Annotated in this window: 19 protein-coding genes and 1 tRNA gene; 9 read left to right on the top strand and 11 right to left on the bottom strand. The window is 64.5% G+C overall.

Translation table 11 applies throughout. The features are described from left to right. Window positions 1-313: 313 nt before the first annotated feature. From EN786_RS20750 to EN786_RS20780, 7 genes are all read right to left on the bottom strand, one after another. Window positions 314-1,081, bottom strand: coding sequence for a nuclear transport factor 2 family protein (locus EN786_RS20750; RefSeq protein ID WP_210212294.1), 768 nt, complete (start codon window positions 1,079-1,081; stop codon window positions 314-316). A gap of 199 nt (window positions 1,082-1,280) precedes the next feature. Continuing rightward, window positions 1,281-1,721: an Rrf2 family transcriptional regulator gene (locus EN786_RS20755; protein WP_127310144.1), complete on the bottom strand. Its 441-nt coding sequence runs from the start codon at window positions 1,719-1,721 to the stop codon at window positions 1,281-1,283. A 97-nt stretch (window positions 1,722-1,818) separates the two neighbouring features. Next, window positions 1,819-2,820, bottom strand: a complete 1,002-nt coding sequence (locus tag EN786_RS20760; protein WP_127286874.1) for an Ldh family oxidoreductase — start codon at window positions 2,818-2,820, stop codon at window positions 1,819-1,821. A 90-nt stretch (window positions 2,821-2,910) separates the two neighbouring features. Then, window positions 2,911-3,720 carry an ABC transporter permease gene (locus EN786_RS20765; protein ID WP_135908794.1) on the bottom strand — a complete coding sequence of 270 codons (810 nt, stop codon included), beginning with the start codon at window positions 3,718-3,720 and terminating at the stop codon, window positions 2,911-2,913. After that, a complete protein-coding gene (locus tag EN786_RS20770; RefSeq protein ID WP_127310153.1) occupies window positions 3,720-4,385 on the bottom strand; it encodes an ABC transporter permease in 666 nt (221 codons plus the stop codon). Before EN786_RS20770 ends, EN786_RS20765 begins: the two co-directional genes overlap by 1 nt. A gap of 210 nt (window positions 4,386-4,595) precedes the next feature. Beyond that, window positions 4,596-5,390 (bottom strand): transporter substrate-binding domain-containing protein, encoded by a 795-nt coding sequence (locus tag EN786_RS20775; RefSeq protein WP_127310146.1) that lies wholly within the window; start codon window positions 5,388-5,390, stop codon window positions 4,596-4,598. Between the two features lie 54 nt (window positions 5,391-5,444). Further along, the gene (locus EN786_RS20780) at window positions 5,445-6,260 is read right to left on the bottom strand and encodes an ABC transporter ATP-binding protein (RefSeq protein WP_127310147.1); all 816 of its coding nucleotides are present in this window, start codon (window positions 6,258-6,260) and stop codon (window positions 5,445-5,447) included. Between the two features lie 211 nt (window positions 6,261-6,471). Here EN786_RS20780 and EN786_RS20785 point away from each other — a divergent pair, with 211 nt between their 5' ends. The 5 genes from EN786_RS20785 (at window position 6,472) to EN786_RS20805 (ending at window position 11,328) form a co-directional block, all read left to right on the top strand. Further along, window positions 6,472-7,344: a dimethylarginine dimethylaminohydrolase family protein gene (locus EN786_RS20785; RefSeq protein ID WP_127310148.1), complete on the top strand. Its 873-nt coding sequence runs from the start codon at window positions 6,472-6,474 to the stop codon at window positions 7,342-7,344. After that, entirely contained in the window at window positions 7,341-7,985 is a 645-nt protein-coding gene (locus tag EN786_RS20790) for a TetR family transcriptional regulator C-terminal domain-containing protein (protein WP_245478252.1), read from the top strand. The genes EN786_RS20785 and EN786_RS20790 overlap by 4 nt, the downstream gene beginning before the upstream one ends. Continuing rightward, the gene (locus EN786_RS20795; RefSeq protein WP_135908796.1) at window positions 7,982-9,562 is read left to right on the top strand and encodes a 5-guanidino-2-oxopentanoate decarboxylase; all 1,581 of its coding nucleotides are present in this window, start codon (window positions 7,982-7,984) and stop codon (window positions 9,560-9,562) included. Before EN786_RS20790 ends, EN786_RS20795 begins: the two co-directional genes overlap by 4 nt. An 8-nt stretch (window positions 9,563-9,570) precedes the next feature. Then, on the top strand, window positions 9,571-10,515 hold the full coding sequence (locus tag EN786_RS20800; RefSeq protein ID WP_127310151.1) for a capsular polysaccharide synthesis protein: 945 nt from the start codon (window positions 9,571-9,573) through the stop codon (window positions 10,513-10,515). A 105-nt stretch (window positions 10,516-10,620) separates the two neighbouring features. Then, entirely contained in the window at window positions 10,621-11,328 is a 708-nt protein-coding gene (locus EN786_RS20805; protein WP_135908798.1) for an SDR family NAD(P)-dependent oxidoreductase, read from the top strand. 231 nt (window positions 11,329-11,559) lie between these two features. Here EN786_RS20805 and rpsA read toward each other — a convergent pair whose 3' ends face one another. The 4 genes from rpsA to aroA all read right to left on the bottom strand — a co-directional run bounded on the left by rpsA (window position 11,560) and on the right by aroA (window position 16,084). Beyond that, window positions 11,560-13,257 carry a 30S ribosomal protein S1 gene (gene rpsA, locus EN786_RS20810; RefSeq protein ID WP_127284419.1) on the bottom strand — a complete coding sequence of 566 codons (1,698 nt, stop codon included), beginning with the start codon at window positions 13,255-13,257 and terminating at the stop codon, window positions 11,560-11,562. A gap of 203 nt (window positions 13,258-13,460) precedes the next feature. After that, the gene (gene cmk, locus EN786_RS20815; RefSeq protein ID WP_127311344.1) at window positions 13,461-14,117 is read right to left on the bottom strand and encodes a (d)CMP kinase; all 657 of its coding nucleotides are present in this window, start codon (window positions 14,115-14,117) and stop codon (window positions 13,461-13,463) included. A gap of 1 nt (window position 14,118) precedes the next feature. Next, complete coding sequence (locus tag EN786_RS20820; RefSeq protein ID WP_127311343.1) at window positions 14,119-14,730, bottom strand: hypothetical protein; 612 nt, start codon at window positions 14,728-14,730, stop codon at window positions 14,119-14,121. After that, the gene (gene aroA / locus EN786_RS20825; RefSeq protein ID WP_135908800.1) at window positions 14,717-16,084 is read right to left on the bottom strand and encodes a 3-phosphoshikimate 1-carboxyvinyltransferase; all 1,368 of its coding nucleotides are present in this window, start codon (window positions 16,082-16,084) and stop codon (window positions 14,717-14,719) included. The genes EN786_RS20820 and aroA overlap by 14 nt, the downstream gene beginning before the upstream one ends. 205 nt (window positions 16,085-16,289) lie before the next feature. Between aroA and EN786_RS20830 the strand changes: the two genes are divergently transcribed. The 4 genes from EN786_RS20830 to EN786_RS20845 all read left to right on the top strand — a co-directional run bounded on the left by EN786_RS20830 (window position 16,290) and on the right by EN786_RS20845 (window position 18,242). Next, on the top strand, window positions 16,290-16,682 hold the full coding sequence (locus tag EN786_RS20830) for a TIGR02300 family protein (protein WP_135908802.1): 393 nt from the start codon (window positions 16,290-16,292) through the stop codon (window positions 16,680-16,682). A 174-nt stretch (window positions 16,683-16,856) separates the two neighbouring features. Continuing rightward, window positions 16,857-16,932: transfer RNA gene (locus tag EN786_RS20835), tRNA-Ala, on the top strand. A 153-nt stretch (window positions 16,933-17,085) separates the two neighbouring features. Beyond that, window positions 17,086-17,421: a hypothetical protein gene (locus EN786_RS20840; RefSeq protein WP_245520393.1), complete on the top strand. Its 336-nt coding sequence runs from the start codon at window positions 17,086-17,088 to the stop codon at window positions 17,419-17,421. Between the two features lie 155 nt (window positions 17,422-17,576). After that, window positions 17,577-18,242: a DUF2161 family putative PD-(D/E)XK-type phosphodiesterase gene (locus EN786_RS20845; protein WP_127311341.1), complete on the top strand. Its 666-nt coding sequence runs from the start codon at window positions 17,577-17,579 to the stop codon at window positions 18,240-18,242. The last annotated feature ends 22 nt before the right edge of the window (window positions 18,243-18,264 follow it).

An 18,264-nucleotide genomic window follows, 5' to 3' on the forward strand; every position in this document is an offset into this window, starting at 1 on the left:
GCTTGTTTCGGCCCTCGTCAGAACGCCCTGCCGATGCGCGCGTCGACCGATTGACCGTTGCCGCCGCGAATGACGAAGAAGCGTCAGGCCCGAAACGCAGAAAACCCCGCCGAAGCGGGGTTTTCCGGGTGACGAACGCGCCGAAACAGGGTCTGACGAGACGGCCTGACCTGAGACGGCATCAAGTTTGGCGTGAAGCAAACACGCCCCGCCTCAGCCCTGGACACATTCGACTGTATGCCACCGGCCGGGCACCCACCCCGGCATGCATCGGTCGTGGCGTCGGGCAAAAAGGTTCAACTGCCAGGCGATCTCAGAATTTGCCGTTGCCATTCTTCCATTCAGCCTTCGGCGGGATCGCCTCGATCGTGTCCCAATGCTCAGCGATCTTGCCATTCTCGACGCGGAACAGGTCGTAGTAGGAAGTCGGCTTCCCGCCGAGAGAGCCTTCGCTCACGACCAGGACGAAATTGCCTTCTCCAAGCACCTTGTGGATGCGATCGTATTTGATTGCAATTCCGGCTTTCGCCAAGGCCGCGAACCCCGCGGCAAGCCCCGAAAGGCCGTCGGCGATCTGCGGATTATGTTGGCGGTAGCTTTCGCCGTTGCCATCGAAATAGCCGGCAAGCCTGTCCATGCGGCCATTGACAAGAATGTCATAGGCGAATGCGCTGACGAGCGCCTTGTTGGCTTCGGTTTTGTCGAGATCCTTCAATTCGGTCGGACCGTCGATCATCGTACGGCCGCTCGGATTGGGACCGGCGGTCTCCTGCAAATTGTCCCAATGCTCGACGATCCTGCCGTTCTCGAAGCGGAAGATGTCGAAGCCGATCTTCGGACCGAAAAAGTCGTACGCGGTGTGGGCAAAGACCAGATCGCCGTCCTGGAACACACGTACCGTGTTCACTTTCGCCGAGCCCGGAGGCAGCGCCGCAAGCAGGGCGCCGAAGCCAACAAGGCCGTCGGCCGCGCCGAGATTGTGCTGGATGTACTTGTCGGGATTGATCACGCCGACCGGCTCGGCGGCCGCGGTTTCAATGGCTTTGAGCAGGTCCACGACCTGCTTCTTCTGAATCGACATAGCGGTCTCCGTTTGAGCAAGGGCGATGTTTGCGGGTATGACGGCCGAAAGCGTGGCAAGGGCGGTGATGCCGAGCGCCAGGGCGGCCATGTGTCGGCGAGCTAAGGGAGTCATATATGTATCCAATTTAGTTGCACATTTATGTGACTAATATGGATACATATTGGCGTCAAGCCGATTTCTCAGTGTGACGGCCGGGTCAGGGCAGCGCTGTGAGGCGCTCTTCTGCGTTCAGGGAAACATCGCTGGCCATCGCGGCGATCGTGGTTTTGGCCAGTTCGGCATCGATTGCCGAGCGGACCCTCGCGATTCTTAGTCCGAGCGTCCTTTTGATGTTTCTGCCGACAGGACACATCGGGTTCGGCGCCTCATGCATGGCAAACACTTCCTGCGCCGCATCCATTGCGCGCCAGACATCGAGAAGTGTGATGGAACTCGCCGGTCGGGCAAGCAGTGCCCCGCCGCCGGACCCCATCTGCGATGTTGTCAGTCCCGCCTTGGCCAACTGCGACAGAAGCCGACGGATCAGGGTTGGGTTGGTGTTGACGCTGGACGCGATCAATTCCGACGTAGCCGGCGCGCCGGCCTGGCTCTCAAGGAACGTCAAAATATGGACGGCAACGCCAAAGCGGGTATTCATGGAAACAGTCTTTTCTGTCTGTGCTTATGTTAGGCACAGACCGAAGCCGCTGCAAGGGTGCCTATCGCCGGCAGGCCTAGGCCGTTTGATGACTTGCTCAAGCCGAATAGCGCTCGGCGAATTCGGAGATGCGCTGGATCACCGCCTTGGGCGCGTTGATGCCGCGCGCCACGGCCTTCTCCGCCGCCTCCGCCCGGGCGCGGCCCGGCACATGCACGCCATAGCGGCGGCGCAGGCGGTCGAGCTGGTCACGCATGCGCTGCTCGAAATCGGGGTCGAGCAGCTTGGGCTCGACGGCGAGCACGAACAAGCCCGTTCCCGGGCTGTCCGGGCCGCCGGTGAACCAGGGCGCGTCAAGCGACCAGTTGGCGCCGGAAAGGCCCGCCGCCAGGACTTCGACCATCAGCGCGATGTTGGCGCCGCGCTGGCCGCCGAAGGCAAGCATGGCGCCTTTCATGGCGGCCGCCGGGTCTGTGGTCGGGTTGCCGGTGGCGTCCAGCGCCCAGCCTTCGGGGATTTTCCTGCCCTCCTCGGCCGCCTTGCGGATGTTGACGAAGGCGGTGGCGCTTGACGACTGGTCGATGACGAGCGGCGATCCGTCGGCGGACGGAGCGGCAAACGACATCGGATTGGTGCAGTAGACCGGTTTCACCGAGCCGGAGCCGGCCAGCACCGCCGGCCCGTTGGTGGCGGCGAAAGACACCAGCCCCTGTGCCGCCAGCCGCCCGGTGAAATAGCCGAGCGCGCCGCAGGTGTAAGCGTTCTTCTGCGAGAAGATGGCGACGCCGAACAGTTTTGCCGCCTTGGCGAGATCCTCGACCGTGCGGTCGAAGCCGGTATGGGCGAGGCCGCCGCGCGCGTCGGAAAGATAGACCGCGAGCGCCGGCCTGGTGATGACCGGATCGGCATTGCCGTCGATACGACCGGCTTCGATCGCTTCGAGATAATCGATGAAATGCGACAGTCCGACCGCGACAAGCCCTTCCGCCTCGGCCGCGACGATCGAGGCGGCGAGCGACTGTGCGTTTTCCTCATTGGCGCCGGCGCCGAGCGCCGCCATCCGGCACAGTCCTGTTGCCTGGTCGAGACTGAGTTGCATTGCAGTGCCTTTAGTGAGTAGCGAGTAGGGATTAGTGAGTAGTGGAAGCGAGCGCCTGCGTCCTACTCCCTAATGACTACCCACTAATTCCTACCCGATCTTGACCGGAATCCGCGCCTCGATCCGGCTGAAGGCGAAGACGAGAATGCCGGTGATGGCCATATAGATCAACGCCAGCAGCAGCAAGGGTTCATAGGTGAGGTAGGTATCCTGCCGCACCTTGGACGAGACGGCGAAGATGTCGATGACGCTGATCGTCGCCACCAGCGGCGTCGATTTCAACTGCAGCACCGTTTCGCCGGTCAGCGTCGGCAGCGCCCTGTAAAAGGCCTGCGGCAGCCAGATGCGGCGGAAGATCTTCCAGCGGCTCATGCCGAAGGCGCGTGCCGCTTCCAGTTGCCCCTTCGGCACGCCGGCGAAGGCGCCGCGCATGACCTCGCCCTCATAGCCGGCGAAGGACAAGGTCAGCGCCAACACGCCATAGGGCCATGCCTGCCTGAGATAGGGCCACATCCAGGAGTCGCGAATCCATGGATATTGCGGAAACAGCGAACCGAGGCCGTAGTAGAGCAGCCAGAGCTGCAGCAGCAGTGGCGTGCCCCGGATGATGGTGCAGAAGACCTTGGCCGGCATGGCGAACCAGAACGGGCCGCCGGCCTGCGCCAGGCCGAGCGGCACCGCCAGCAGGAAGCCCAGCGTGCAGGTGACGCCCAGGATCCACAGCGCCCGCCAGATGCCGACGAGACCCATTTCCCAATATTGCGGCAGCCAGTCCCAGCGCATGAAGAAGGCGGCGCCGAGGACCAGGCCCAGCGCGATCAGGATCAGCACAACGCGATGCGGCTGCAGCCACAGCGAGGCGCGCGCCACGGCGTTGATGACGACGGCTTCGTTGGCCATCAGCGCGCCTCCTTGACCGAAGGCATGCCGCGCCGCGCCCACGCCTCGACGCGGCCGATGATCAAGTTGGAGAACAGCGACAGCGTAAGGTAGAGAGCGCCCGCCGCGACATAGAAGGTGAGATAGGCCTTGGTGACGCCCGCGGCCTGCCGCGTTGCGAGCGTCAGCTCGAAGAAGCCGACGACTGCCAGCAGCGCCGTGTCCTTGGTGGCGATCAGCCACAGATTGGCAAGGCCGGGAATGGCGAACGGCAGCATCGCCGGCAGCGTTATGCGTCGCAAAAGCAGGCTTGGCGGCATGCCATATGCGCGGGCGGCTTCGATCTGCCCTTGCGGAATGGACAGGATGGCGCCGCGGATGACCTCGGTCGAATAGGCGCCCTGCACGAAGCCGAGCACGAAAATGCCGGCCGCAAGGCCGCTGATGTCGACGCGCTGATAGCCCATCGCCGTCAGCACCTGGTTGATCAGGTCTGTGCCGGCATAATAGAGCAGCAGGATCAGCACCAGTTCCGGCACGGCGCGCACCACCGTCGTATAGACGGCGAGCAGGTCGCGTACCACCGGCCCGCCATAGAGCTTGCCATAGGCGCCGCCGGTGCCGATCAGAAGCCCGAGGCAGGTGGCGCCGACCGCGATCTCGATCGAATGCAGCAGCCCGACCAACAGAGTTCCGCCCCAGCCCGGCGGCACGGGTGAGAGGAGTTCCATGATGCCGGCCGCCGAGGCCGGAAGAAATGCGTCGATCAGCTTCGCCCCCGGATTGCTGGAGCCAGGACCGCCCGGTGGATACACCTGCGGAAAGCCTGCATGGACAGGTTGCGGCGAACCCACGCGGCGCGCAAAGGCGCCGCGTGGTCATTCGCTCATCAGCGGTCAGTTCGACTGCGCAGGGCCGCCGTAGATGTCGAAATCGAAGTACTTCTTCGTGATCTCGTCATACTTGCCGTTGGCGCGGATCGCCTTGATGCCGTCGTTGATCTTTGCCTTCAGGTCGGTGTCTTCCTTGCGCACGCCGGCGCCGATGCCCGGCCCCAGCACTTCGTCGTCCGGAGCCACCATGCCCTTCAGGTCGCAGCAGGCCTTGCCCTGGTCCGACTTGAGGTATTCGACAAGCGCGATCGAATCGGCCTGCACCGCATCGAGGCGACCGGCGGCGAGATCCTGGTTGGCTTCGTCCTGGGTCTGGTATTCCTTGATTTCCTGCGCCTCGGTGAAGTGCTTCTTAGCGTACACCGCGTGTGTGGTCGACACTTGGACGCCGATCACCTTGCCCTTGAGGTCGTCCGGCGTGGCGCCGAATTTCTTGTCCTTCGGGCCGATGATCGCCGGCAGCGTGTTATAGTACTTGTCCGAGAAGTCGATCGTCTTCTTGCGTTCGTCGGTGATCGACATCGAGGAGACGATCAGGTCGATCTTCTTGGTGGTCAGCGCCGGAATGATGCCGTCCCAGGCGACAGGCGTGATCACGCAATCAAGTTTCTCCTCGGCGCAGACGGCGTCGATGAAATCGATCTCCCAGCCGACCCATTTGCCCGACGCATCCGGCGAGGTGAAAGGCGGATAGGGCTCGGCGGCGACGCCGATCTTGACCGGATCGGCCTTGGCCACGCCCATCGCGGCGACGCCGAGAAGCAGTGCCGCGGCAAATGCTCTCAGAACAGTTTTCATTTCAGGACTCCCATTTTGTTGTGTTCCCGGTTTTCGCCCCGCTTCACGCCAGCACTAGCCGACGTTGCGGAGGAATTGCTTGAGCCTTTCGGATTTGGGCGCGCCGAACAGCTGTTCTGGCGGTCCTTCCTCCTCGACCAGCCCGTTGTAGAGATAGACGACATGCGTCGCGACCTCGCGGGCAAACTTCATTTCGTGGGTGACCAGCACCATGGTGCGGCCTTCGCGGGCCAGGTCGCCGATCACCTTCAGCACCTCGCCGACCAGTTCCGGGTCGAGCGCCGAGGTCGGCTCGTCGAACAGCATGACGCGCGGATTGATCGCCAGCGCCCGGGCGATCGCCGCGCGCTGCTGCTGGCCGCCCGACAGATAGGCAGGATAGACGTCGCGCTTCTCGGCCAGCCCGACGCGGGCGAGCAGCTTCTCGGCCTGGGCGATCGCCTCGTCGCGCTTGACGCCCAGCACATGCACCGGAACCTCGATGACGTTCTCGATCAGCGTCATGTGGCTCCACAGGTTGAAGTTCTGGAACACCATGCCCAGCCTGGAGCGGATGCGCTCGATCTGCTTGCGGTCGGCGGGAACCGTGTGGCCGTGGCTGTCGGCCTTCAGCTTGATCTCCTCGCCATTGACGCGGATGATGCCGCTGGTCGGGTTCTCCAGGCAGTTGATGCAGCGCAAGAGCGTTGACTTGCCCGAGCCCGAGCCGCCGATGATGGCGATCACCTCGCCGTCGCGCGCCGACAGCGACACGCCCTTCAGCACATGCAACTGGCCGAATTTCTTGTGCAGCTTTTCGACATGGATGGCTTCGGCGGCGCCGCTCTGCGCCTCGCCGGATCGCACTGCGGCAGCTTCCACCGCGCTCACCAGGTGGCCTCTGCAGGGGCTACGGCAGGTCGTCGAACGTCCATCCGGCTAATCAACATACGCTGCACTGTCCCGCTCCAGACTTCAGCATGGACCCAACAGCGCGAGCCCGTCAATCCCGCTCATTACGGCACTTGCGGCCTTGTTGCGCAAGTGTATAAATAGCCTTTCATGAAATTTTCTCGGTTTTTTTCATCTTAGAAGGGCATCGATGAGCGCTTTCGGATCACAGTCCATGGCGGCGCCGCTGCGGCGCGTGCTGATGCGGTCGGCGGCCAACGCCATGCGTGACGCCAACAGGGCTGCCTGGCACTATGGCCCGGGCTTCAACCCGGCGAAAGCGGCCTTGCAGCACGCGGTCCTTGCTGAACTGGTGGCGGCTTCCGGCGCCGAAATCGAATGGATAGAGGACAAGGCCGACGGCCTGTCGGATTCGGTGTTCACGCACGACCCGTCGCTGATGACCGACCGCGGCGCGCTGATCCTGTCCATGGGCAAGTCATTGCGCGCCAGCGAGCCCTCGTTGCATGAGGAAACCTACAGGAGACTGGGCATTCCGATACTGGGCCGCGTCGAGGCACCTGGCCAGGTCGAAGGCGGTGATTGCGTATGGGTGGACAGCCGCACGCTGGCGATCGGGCGCGGCGTGCGCTCCAACCAGGAAGGCATCCAGCAGGTTTCAAACCTGCTGACGCCGCTTGGCATTTCCGTCTACGGTTTTGATCTGCCGCTGTGGCAGGGCGAAGAGGCTTGCCTGCATCTGATGTCGGTGATCAGCCCGCTGGCCGACGACCTCGCACTGGTCTATTCACCGCTTTTGCCGGCCCCGTTCTATCAGATGCTGAAGGCGCGAGGCATCCGGCTGGTCGAAGGCGACGCCGAAGAGTTCGCCGCTTCCAACGGCCTCAGCTTGAACGTGCTGCCGACCAACCCGCTCAAAGTCATTGCCGTTGCGGGCTTTCCCAAGACCAAAGCCGCGATGGAAGCCGCCGGCTGCACGGTAGAGATCTTCGAGGCGGATGCGCTCTGCATCGCTTGCGAAGGCGGGCCGACATGCCTGACGCGGCCGATCCTGCGCCAATGAATGCGCCATCCCGCCGCAAGTTCCGTCGCGAAGGCGAGGACCGGCGGCGGCAGGATTTGATCGAAGCGACCCTGGACAGCGTGGCGGAATATGGCCTGCAGGGCGCCACCTTGCGCACCATCGCGTTGCGTGCCGGCGTCACCGCCGGGCTGATCCGGCATTATTTTCCCGGCAAGGAAGAATTGCTGCAGGCGGCATATGCGGCGCTGGTCGGCCGCATGACCGAGCAGGCCAAAGCAGCATTGGTCATGGAAGGTGCCTCGCCGCGCCGGCGTCTTGCGGCTTTCGTCACCGCCAACCTCAGCACGCCGATCATCGACGCGCGGGTGTTTTCGCTCTGGGCAACGTTCATCGGCCGCGCCAATGCGGATCCGACCTTGGCCCATGCCCACCGCGAGGGCTATCTTGGCTTTCGCAACGAGGTGGAAGCGGTTGTGGCCGAGGTGCTCGCTGCAGAACAGCGCAAACCGGACGCAAGCCAGCTGCGTCACCATGCCATCGCGATCAACGCGCTCATAGACGGGCTCTGGATCGAAGGCTGCCTGGCCGGCGAGATGTTCGCGCCCGGCGAATTGGCGGCGATTGGCATCAGGGCTGTCGAGGCCGAACTCGGCCTTGCACCAGAAAGAGGAGAACAATGACCACCATCGGCGAAGCGCTCATCACACTGCTCGAGGCGCATGGCGTCGACACGGTCTTCGGCATTCCCGGGGTCCACACCGTCGAGCTCTATCGCGGCCTGGCACGTTCGCGGATCCGCCATGTCACGCCGCGCCACGAGCAGGGCGCCGGCTTCATGGCCGACGGCTATGCCCGCGCCAGCGGCCGGCCGGGCGTCGCCTTCGTCATCACCGGTCCGGGGCTGACCAACACCATCACCGCCATGGGCCAGGCGCGCGCCGATTCGGTGCCGATGCTGGTGATCTCGGGCGTCAATGCCACCGACACGCTTGGCAAGGGCCTCGGCTTCCTGCACGAACTGCCCGACCAGCGCGGCATGATGGAGAAGGTGGCGCTGTTCTCGCACCGGATCACCGAGGCCGAGGAGCTTCCCGGCGTGCTGGCGCGCGCTTTCGCGCTGTTCTCGTCATCGCGTCCCGGTCCGGTCCACATCGAGATCCCGACCAACGTCATGGTCAAGCCCGGCAATGGCATCGTCGCCTCGCTCAGCAATGCGCCGCCGCCGTCGCCCGATACGGCGGCGATCGAGCAGGCAGCAGAACTCTGCAAGGCCGCAAGCCGTCCGCTGATCCTGGCCGGCGGCGGCGCCAAATGGGCCGAGGCGCCGTTGCGGCTGCTGGCCGAGAGGCTAGGCGCCCCGGTCGTCGAGACGACCAACGCACGCGGCCTGCTGCACGGCCACGCGCTGTGCGTGCCGGCGAGCCCCAGCCTCAAGCCGGTGCGCGCGCTGATGGCGGACGCCGACCTGGTCATTGCCGCCGGCACCGAGTTCGGCCCGACCGACTATGACGGCTATGGCGATGGCGGCTTTGTCCTGCCCGCCAATCTGATCCGCATCGACATCGGCGCCGACCAGATCGTGCGCCGCCCGGTGACGGTTGGGATTCAGGCCGACTGCGCCGAGGCTCTTCGTGCCCTGCTGGGCGAGCTCGGTACCGCTCATGTCGCCGCAAAGGACGGCGATGCCCGAGCGGCCGCCGCGCGAAAGGCCGCGCTCGCCGAACTGAGCCCGGCCCTGACCAGCCAGATGCGCGCCGTGGAGACGATCCGCGACACCTTGCCCGGCGCGATCATCGTCGGCGACTCGACGCAGCCGATCTATGCCGCCAACCTCTATTACGACCATGACCGGCCGGGCGGCTGGTTCAACGCCGCGACCGGCTTCGGCGCGCTGGGCTACGGGCCGGGGGCGGCGATCGGCGCGGCGCTCGCCGTGCCCGAGGCCTCCATCGTCTGCTTGACCGGCGACGGCGGCTTCCAGTTCACCCTGCCGGAACTCGGCGCGGCGCTCGATGCCGATGCGCCTGTCATCTTCGTCGTCTGGAACAATCGCGGCTATCGCGAGATCGAGACCTCGATGCTCGACGTCGGCGTCGAGCCGGTCGGCGTGTCTCCCGCGCCGCCGGATTTCTGCAAGCTGGCCGACGCCTATGGCATCGTCGCCGAGCGGCTTGCCGGCACGGACGGCCTGGCGGATGCGCTGAGGCGCGCCCGCGCGGCAGGCAAGCCACGGGTCATCGAAGTCACGGTGGATTGAGCGCCGTGATGTCAGGCGATGGCCCGGCGGGCTCGTTCTTCAGCGAGGCAGTGCCGTTCCGCGATCCGCTCAGGCTTTCCTATCTTGCGCCGCTGCGCCGGGCAGCGTCCTCGCGCATCTTGCCCTGGCCGCTGCGCAAGCGCGCCGCCAAGCTGTGCATGACCTGGTCCCGCAAGCGGCTGCATCGGGTGCGGCACATCGCGGTCGATCATTCGCGGTGGGGCTCCGCCGGCGCGCCTGGCGATCTTGGTCCGATCTGGCAATACTGGGCGCAAGGCGTCGAGGCGGCACCGCCGGTTGTCAAGGCATGCCTGCGCTCGGTCGCCCGCCACAGGGGCGAGCGCCAGCTCGTCGTCCTCGACGACAGGACCGTCGAGGACCATGTCGACCTGCCCGGCCATATCTGGGACAAGCGGCGGCGTGGGCTGATGAACAGCCAGCATTTTTCCAACTTCATCCGATTGGATCTGCTTGCCCGGCATGGCGGGACATGGCTCGATGCCACGATCCTGCTGCGGCAGCCTGTGCCGCCGGAGATCGAGCGCGAGGATTTCTACATCCTGCGCGAGACCGGTCGCCATCCCCGGCTCGTGGAGACCTGGTTCATTCACGCCCGCAAGGGGCACCCGTTGGTCGAGACCGTTCTTTGCGGCCTGGCCGACTACTGGAAGGCCCATGACGGGCTCCATGACTACTTCATGTTCCCCTACCATTTCGAGGCTGCGCTTCTCCTGCATCGGCGGCTTCGGCGCGAGTTCCTGGCCAGGCCGCAGGTCGGCGCCGACCGCCCGCACGAGCTGCAATGGCTGCTCTTCGAGCCGCTCGACGAGGCAGCGCATCGCGCGGTCCATGATCGTTTCTGGCTGCACAAGCTGACGCACAAGGCCGAGCGTCCGGCGACCGAGAAACGCCTGCTCTGGGATGCGATCCTCGACGGTTGGCCGGCGAACTGAAACGGTGAATTAGCGTCAACGAAATTTCAGTTGAGTGACGGCGCGAAAGGCGCGAGGTTCGGCGCCGGCGTGGCGCAAGCGTGAAATGGACCGGAGCAGTCGAATATGACGGAAACACTGGACGGCAGGCATATGGTGGTGACCGGCGGCACGGGGGCGCTGGGTGGCGCGGTTGTCGGCAAGCTCCTGGAGCAGGGCGCGGTCTGCCATGTCCCCAACGCCCATGCCGTGGCGCCGCCGCACTTTCCGTTCGCCGCCCATGATCGCGTCAGGCTGGCGCACAATGTCGACCTGTCGGATTCGACCAAGGTCGAGGCGTTCTACAACCAGGTGACGGACCTGTGGGGATCGATTCACCTGGCCGGCGGCTTTGCCATGGCGCCAGTGGAGAAGATCGAATCGGCCTCCTTCGCCGAGATGATGGACACCAACGCCCGCACCACCTTTCTCTGTTGCCGTGCCGCGATCCGCTCGATGCTGACTTCGGGCACGGCCGGGCGAATCGTCAACGTCACGGCGCGAGCCGGGCTCGATCCGCGGCGCGGTTCGGGCATGGTCGCCTATGCCGCCAGCAAGGCGGCGGTCGCGGCGATGACGGTGGCGATGGCCGAGGAACTGAAGCACAAGGGCATACTGGTCAACGCGGTGGCGCCTTCGACGCTCGATACGCCGGCCAACCGTGCCGACATGCCGGACGCCGATTTCACCAAATGGGTGAGCCTGGAGGCCGCCGCCGAGGCGATCGCCTATCTCGCCTCGCCCACCAATATGGCCATGAGCGGCACGCTGGTGCCGCTCTACGGCAGGGCCTAGAGCTGTTCATCGTTTCATGGAAACGCTGAACCGCCGTATCTCTTTGTTTTGACGCAATTCCGGACGGAAAACCGTTTCACACTTTTCCTGGCATTGCTCTGATATCGGGTCAGTCGAGCGGCCAAACAAAAAACCCCGCCGGATCGCTCCGGCGGGGTTCTTGTTTGGCTTGGGCGAAGAGGCTCAAGCAATTCCGGACGGAAAACCGCTGCGCGGTTTTCCTGGAATGCTTTAGTTGCCCTGCTTCTTCAGCGCCGCGCCCAGGATATCGCCCAGCGAGGCGCCGGAGTCGGTCGAGCCGTACTGGGCGACCGCTTCCTTCTCCTCGGCGATTTCCAGCGCCTTGATCGAGACCTGCAGCTTGCGGGTCTTCTTGTCGAAGGCGATGACGCGGGCGTCGACCTTCTGGCCGACGGTGAAGCGCTCGGGGCGCTGCTCGTCACGGTCGCGGCTGAGGTCGGAGCGCTTGATGAAGGTCTCGATGCCGCTGTCGACCAGCCGCACTTCCAGACCGCCATCCTTGACGCCGATGACCTCGCAGGTGACGACGGCGTTCTTGCGCAGTTCGCCCGAAGTCGCCGCTTCACCGACCGTGTCACGGGCCAGCTGCTTGATGCCGAGCGAGATGCGCTCCTTCTCGATGTCGACGTCGAGCACCTGCGCCTTGACCACGTCGCCGCGATTGTACTCCTCGATCACCTGCTCGCCCGGACGGGTCCAGTCGAGGTCGGAGAGGTGGACCATGCCGTCCACGTCGCCTTCCAGGCCGATGAACAGGCCGAACTCGGTCTTGTTCTTGACCTCGCCCTCGACCTGGCTGCCGACCGGATGGGTGCGCGCGAAGGCCTCCCACGGGTTCTCGAGCGTCTGCTTGAGGCCGAGCGAGATGCGGCGCTTGGCCGGATCGACCTCGAGCACCACCACGTCGACTTCCTGCGTCGTCGACAGGATCTTGCCGGGGTGCACGTTCTTCTTCGTCCACGACATTTCCGAAACGTGGATGAGGCCCTCGATGCCCGGCTCCAGCTCGACGAACGCGCCGTAGTCGGTGATGTTGGTGACGGTGCCCTTGATCTTCTTGCCGATCGGGAACTTGGTGCCGATCTCCGACCACGGATCGCTCTCGAGTTGCTTCATGCCGAGCGAGATGCGGTGGGTTTCCTGGTTGATGCGGATGATCTGCACCTTGACCGTCTGGCCGATGTTGAGGATCTCGGTCGGATGGTTGACGCGGCGCCATGCCATGTCGGTGACATGCAGCAGGCCGTCGATGCCGCCGAGGTCGACGAACGCACCGTAGTCGGTGATGTTCTTGACCACGCCTTCGACCACCTGGCCCTCTTCGAGGTTCTGCACGATCTCCGAACGCTGTTCGGCGCGGCTCTCCTCGAGCACGGTGCGGCGCGACACCACGATGTTGCCGCGGCGGCGATCCATCTTGAGGATCTCGAAGGGCTGCGGGTTGTGCATCAGCGGCGAGACGTCGCGGATCGGACGGATATCGACCTGGCTGCGCGGCAGGAACGCCACGGCGCCGTCGAGGTCGACGGTGAAGCCGCCCTTGACCTGGTTGAAGATGACGCCTTCGACGCGCTCACCCTTGGTGAACTTCTCCTCGAGGCGCACCCAGCTCTCCTCGCGGCGCGCCTTCTCGCGCGACAGCATGGCTTCGCCAAGCGCGTTCTCGATGCGCTCGACATAGACTTCGACGGTGTCGCCGACCTTGAGGGACGACTCCTTGCCCTTGGCGCCGAATTCCTTCAGCGGCACGCGGCCTTCGACCTTGAGGCCGACGTCGATGATGGCCATGTCCTTTTCGATCGCGGTGATCGTGCCCCGGACAACCTGGCCCTCGCCGGAATGGCCGGCGGTGAATGATTCTTCGAGCATGCTCGCGAAATCGTCGCGAGACGGATTAGCAGCTGACATTGTTTCTCCTGAAGTGCCCCGCACATCGAGCGGGACGGGCGCCGTGGGTTAGCGTTGCGTGAGCCTGCCGGCGTTCCGGGCTAAGAGCCCTTGGCCGCTCAAAGCGGCAAGTCCGGCGCATGAAGAATGCTGGCAGGCTGGTTCGTGCCCGATATGGGTATCTTCTTCGCCTCCGGCAACGGAAACACGAGGAAAAACCCGGCTCAGGCCTTGTTTCTCTTGGCCAGGACGTCGTCGATGATCGCCATGGCCGCCAGGAACGCGGCCTCTATAGCCATTTCGGACGTATCAAGCAAGTGCGCGTCGGCGGCCGGCTTGAGCGGCGAGTCGGCGCGGCCCATGTCGCGCTCGTCGCGCCGCTCGATGTCGGCCAGAATGGTGACGAAATCGGCGCTGCCGCCGATGCTCTCGATCTCCGCCAGCCGGCGTCTCGCCCGCACCTCGGCGCTTGCCGTCACGTAAAGCTTGATGTCGGCGTCGGGGCACACGACGGTGCCGATGTCGCGCCCGTCGAGCACGGCGCCCGGCGGCGTTTTGGCGAAGGCGCGCTGCTTTTCGACCAGAATGCGCCGCACAGTCGGGAAGACGGCGACCTTGGAAGCGGCCTCGCCCACCGCATGCGCCGACAGCACGGCGCGATCGAGTTTCGAAAGGTCCACCTGCCGCGCCGCGGTTTCCGCCGCCGAGACATTGTCGAGCGGCAGGCCGAGCTGCAGCAGCGCATGCGCGACGGCGCGATAGGTCAGGCCGGTGTCGAGCAGGTTCAGCCGATAGTGGTCGGCCAGCCGGCGGGCAAGCGTGCCTTTGCCCGCGCCTGCAGGCCCGTCGATGGCTATGGTCACGTATCTAGCATCGCCCATGTTAGCCACGATCAACCTCGATGCTGGATGTGTCCGCAAATAGGCCAAACCATATATGACTGATCAGCAGGAACATCATTGGGACAAATATCAAGAGGCCGAGCGACGCAGCGATAGGATGAACAGGTTTAAGTGAGCCCAGTGAATAGCCAAAGAGGGTTTGGGAAAGAGAAATTATGCTGCCCACAACTACGCATAGAACGACGATGAGAAGGCGTCGTTTCTGCCAAACGCTCAAACCGGACAGCATCCTTGAAATCACATCCGATGGCGAGAGAAAAGCTACATGCTCACTTGTGGGGGTTGAGTCCCGCAGGATCAGCTGACGACGGCGCCAGGAAACGGCGCTGTATGCCGAGTTCACAATGCAATAGCCAACGAGGCAGTAAGCGAAAGTATTGAGGGTAGAGAAACCTTGAAACCACGCAAAGAATGCGAAGGCGGGTATCGAGATTGTTGACCACGCAAGGACCCACTCTGAATTTGTAAGCGATCGAAGGCGGTCGAATTGCTCTTGGCTTACAGCATAAGCCGGAGACCAACGGCTTGCTCTGTAGAAGATCTTGCCGTCGTCCCTCTTTATCCAGCCCGGCCCGCGTTCAGCCTTGGACATCGATCTCCGCGCCCAGCCCCTTCATCAGCCCCATGAATTCCGGAAAGCTCGTCGCGATCATGTTGGCATCGTCGATGGTCACCGGCTTTTCGCTCGCCAGCCCCATGACCAGAAAACTCATGGCGATGCGGTGGTCGAGATGCGTCTTTACCGTCGTGTCCGGCCCGTTGGGGTGTCTGCCCAGCCCCTTGCCGCCCGGCCTGCCGCGCACGGCAAGCGTCGCTTCGCCTTCCGTGCAGTCGACGCCGTTGAGCTTCAGCCCGTTGGCGACGGCCGAAAGCCGGTCGGATTCCTTGACGCGCAGCTCTTCCAGCCCCTGCATCAGCGTCTCGCCCTCGGCAAAGCTCGCCGCAACCGCCAGCACCGGATACTCGTCGATCATCGACGGCGCCCGCTCCGGCGGCACGGTGACGCCCTTCAACTCCGAAGAGCGCACGCGCAGGTCCGCGACGTCCTCGCCGCCGGCATTGCGCGGGTTGAGGATGTCGATCCGGCCCCCCATCTCCTGCAGCGTCAGGAGCACGCCGGTGCGGGTCGGGTTCATCAGCACGTTCTCGATGACGATGTCCGAGCCCGGCACGATGAGCGCCGCCACCAGCGGGAAGCCCGCCGAGGACGGGTCGCCAGGCACCGCGATCGTCTGCCCGCTGAGCTTGCCCTGGCCCTCGATGAAGATGTGGCGCACGCCGCGCTCGTCGGTTTCGACCGTCAGATTGGCGCCAAATCCCTTCAGCATCTTTTCGGTGTGGTCGCGCGTCATCACCGGCTCGATCACGGTGGTGATGCCCGGCGTGTTCAGGCCCGCCAGCAGCACCGCCGACTTCACCTGAGCCGAGGCCATCGGCACCCGGTAGGTGATGGGGGCGGCGTGCTTGGGGCCGCGCAGCGTGATCGGCATGCGGTCGCCGGGCGTCGCCTTCAGCACCTGCACGCCCATCTGGCGCAGCGGCTCCAGCACCCGGCCCATCGGCCGGCCCGACAGCGAGGCGTCGCCGATGAAGGTCGTTTCCATGTCATAGGTGCCGACCAGGCCCATGGTGAGCCGCGAGCCGGTGCCGGCATTGCCGAAATCGAGCGGGCCTTCGGGCTGGAGCAGCGCGCCGTTGCCGGTGCCGCGGATCACCCATTCGGCGCCGCGCTTCTCGATATGCGCGCCCATCGCCTTCATCGCCGCGCCGGTGCGCATGACGTCCTCGCCCTCGAGCAGGCCGGTGATGCGGGTTTCGCCGGACGCGAGGCCGCCGAACATGAAGGAACGGTGCGAGATCGACTTGTCGCCCGGCACGCGCGCCGTGCCGGAGAGCGCTGATGATTTGCGGGCCGTGGCCGGTTTCGGAGCGGCAGCGTGAGACATGGTTTTCCCTGGATGGAACGCCGGCGCACCGGCACTTTTCTTTTGTTGCGGCGGTCTCGTATCACGGCGGACGGGAATGGTCATCCCCTTGGTGCAACGCCTGCGATTGCGGGCTTTTGCGGCGTCGGCCCGAAGCCGGCTTTTGGCTTTGACAGCGCCGTAAACTGCGGTTAAGGGGACCACTCTTCTATCTACGAGGCCTGCTGTGGCAAAAGCTGAACTTGGCACCAAACGCATCGACCCGGAAACGGGTCGGAAATTCTATGACCTGAACAAGGACCCGATTGTCTCGCCCTATACCGGCAAGAGCTATCCGCGTTCCTATTTCGAGGATGGCAAGATTTCTGCCCTCGAAGAGGACGAGGAAGTTGCCGACAAGGAAGTCGACGGCGAGGACGAAGAGGGCGCCGAGGTCGTTTCGCTCGAGGAGGCCGACGAAGAGGCCAAGGGCGGCGACGATTTTCCCGATCTCGGCGACGACGAGGACGATGTGGACCTCGGCGACGACGAGGACGACACCTTCCTTGCCAATGAAGAGGAAGAGGACGACGATGTCTCTGACATGATCGGCGTCGGCGACGACGACGACGAGGTCTGATCAGGCCCCGGGCGCGACCGTTTGCCGGCCTTTTTGGCCTGTGACGAAAAAGCGGTCGTTGAAGGCTTGATCTTGACTGAAGGCGGGGTTAGAAGCCGCCTGCACTTGACGGCGCGGATCCAAACCCGCGCCGGATCTCTTCGCCGGAAACGGCGCCGGCTGACTGCCGGGAGTGGGGCCATAGCTCAGTTGGGAGAGCGCTTGAATGGCATTCAAGAGGTCGTCGGTTCGATTCCGATTGGCTCCACCAAACAGTCTTTTTCCGATGCTCGGATTCGCGGCATTCGCGCTCGTCGCGTGCCAGTCGGCGCCTGAAGCGCCGCCACCGCCACCTCCCCAGCCTGCCGTGGCTGCCGCGGTTGCTGTTCCGGCTCCCCAGGGTTCGGCGGTCTTGGATCCATCGGTGGTGGTCACGCCCCCCGGCAAGGGCGTTCCGGCAAAGTATGCCGCATTTTCGGGCATATGGGCCGGACAGCTGGACGGGATGTACGAAGGCAAGCTCGCCGTGCTGACGGTTTCTCCGCGCGGGCAGGTGACTGTCACCTATGCGTGGGGCGATCTGGCCGACAACAAGCCGGGAGTGGCCGATGGCGCCGGGAAAATCGTCGGCAGCACTTTGAAGCTCGGGCGCCTGCCGAACGGCGCCGACGTCACCGCCACAATGCTTCCCGACGGAACGCTGGCCGCCAGTTATGCGCTTGCCGGCCAGACCTACACCGGTTCGTTCACCAGGCAGTAGTCCCGCGCGCCTTCTGGTCGAAGTGAATGGCCGTCGCGGCGCTGGCCGCAATCGATCCAGGCCGAACGCGCGCTGCGGTTCTTCACGATAGTGCGGGCCGGCTTCACTTTGGCGGCGCTGTCCGGGCGCGGGCCGAATCGGCTATGTCTCGCCGCATGCAGGAAACGTCCCTCTACGTCCCGGTGAAGCGGTACCTCGAGAGCCTGGATTTCACCGTCAAGGGCGAAGTCGGCGGCTGCGACGTGGTCGGGCTGCGCGAAGGCGAGCCGCCGGTGGTCGTCATCTGCGAACTGAAACTGCAGTTCAATCTCGAGCTTGTGCTCCAGGCCGTCGATCGCGCCGCCGCCTGCGACGAGGTCTGGCTTGCCGCGCGCATGTCGGCGCGCGGCAAGGGCCGCGAGCACGATCGCCGGTTTCGGGCCTTGTGCCGGCGACTTGGCTTCGGGCTGCTGGGGGTTGGCGGCAAGGGCGAGGTCGAACTCCTGCTCAGTCCCGCCGCCCTGCCGCCGAGGCGCGATCCCAGGCGGCGCTCGCGCCTAATGGAGGAGCATCATCGCCGCAAGGGCGACCCGGCTACCGGCGGCAGCACGCGCACGCCCATCATGACCGCCTACCGGCAGGAGGCGCTCGCTTGTGCCGCCGCCATGGCCGATGGTCCCAAGCGGCCGCGCGACCTGAAAGTGCTTTCGCCGCGGGCGGCGAGCATCCTGCTGCACAATTACTATGGCTGGTTCGCCAGGGCCGAACGCGGCATCTACGCGCTGACCGAAATCGGTCGCGCCGCCGTGCAGTCACATCGGCTGGTCGAGAGCCCGTTGTAGCGAACATTCAGGGCGAGAAGGC

Origin of the sequence: Mesorhizobium sp. M4B.F.Ca.ET.143.01.1.1, from assembly GCF_004792275.1 — a bacterium.
In the GTDB taxonomy this organism is placed as follows: Bacteria; Pseudomonadota; Alphaproteobacteria; order Rhizobiales; family Rhizobiaceae; genus Mesorhizobium; species Mesorhizobium abyssinicae.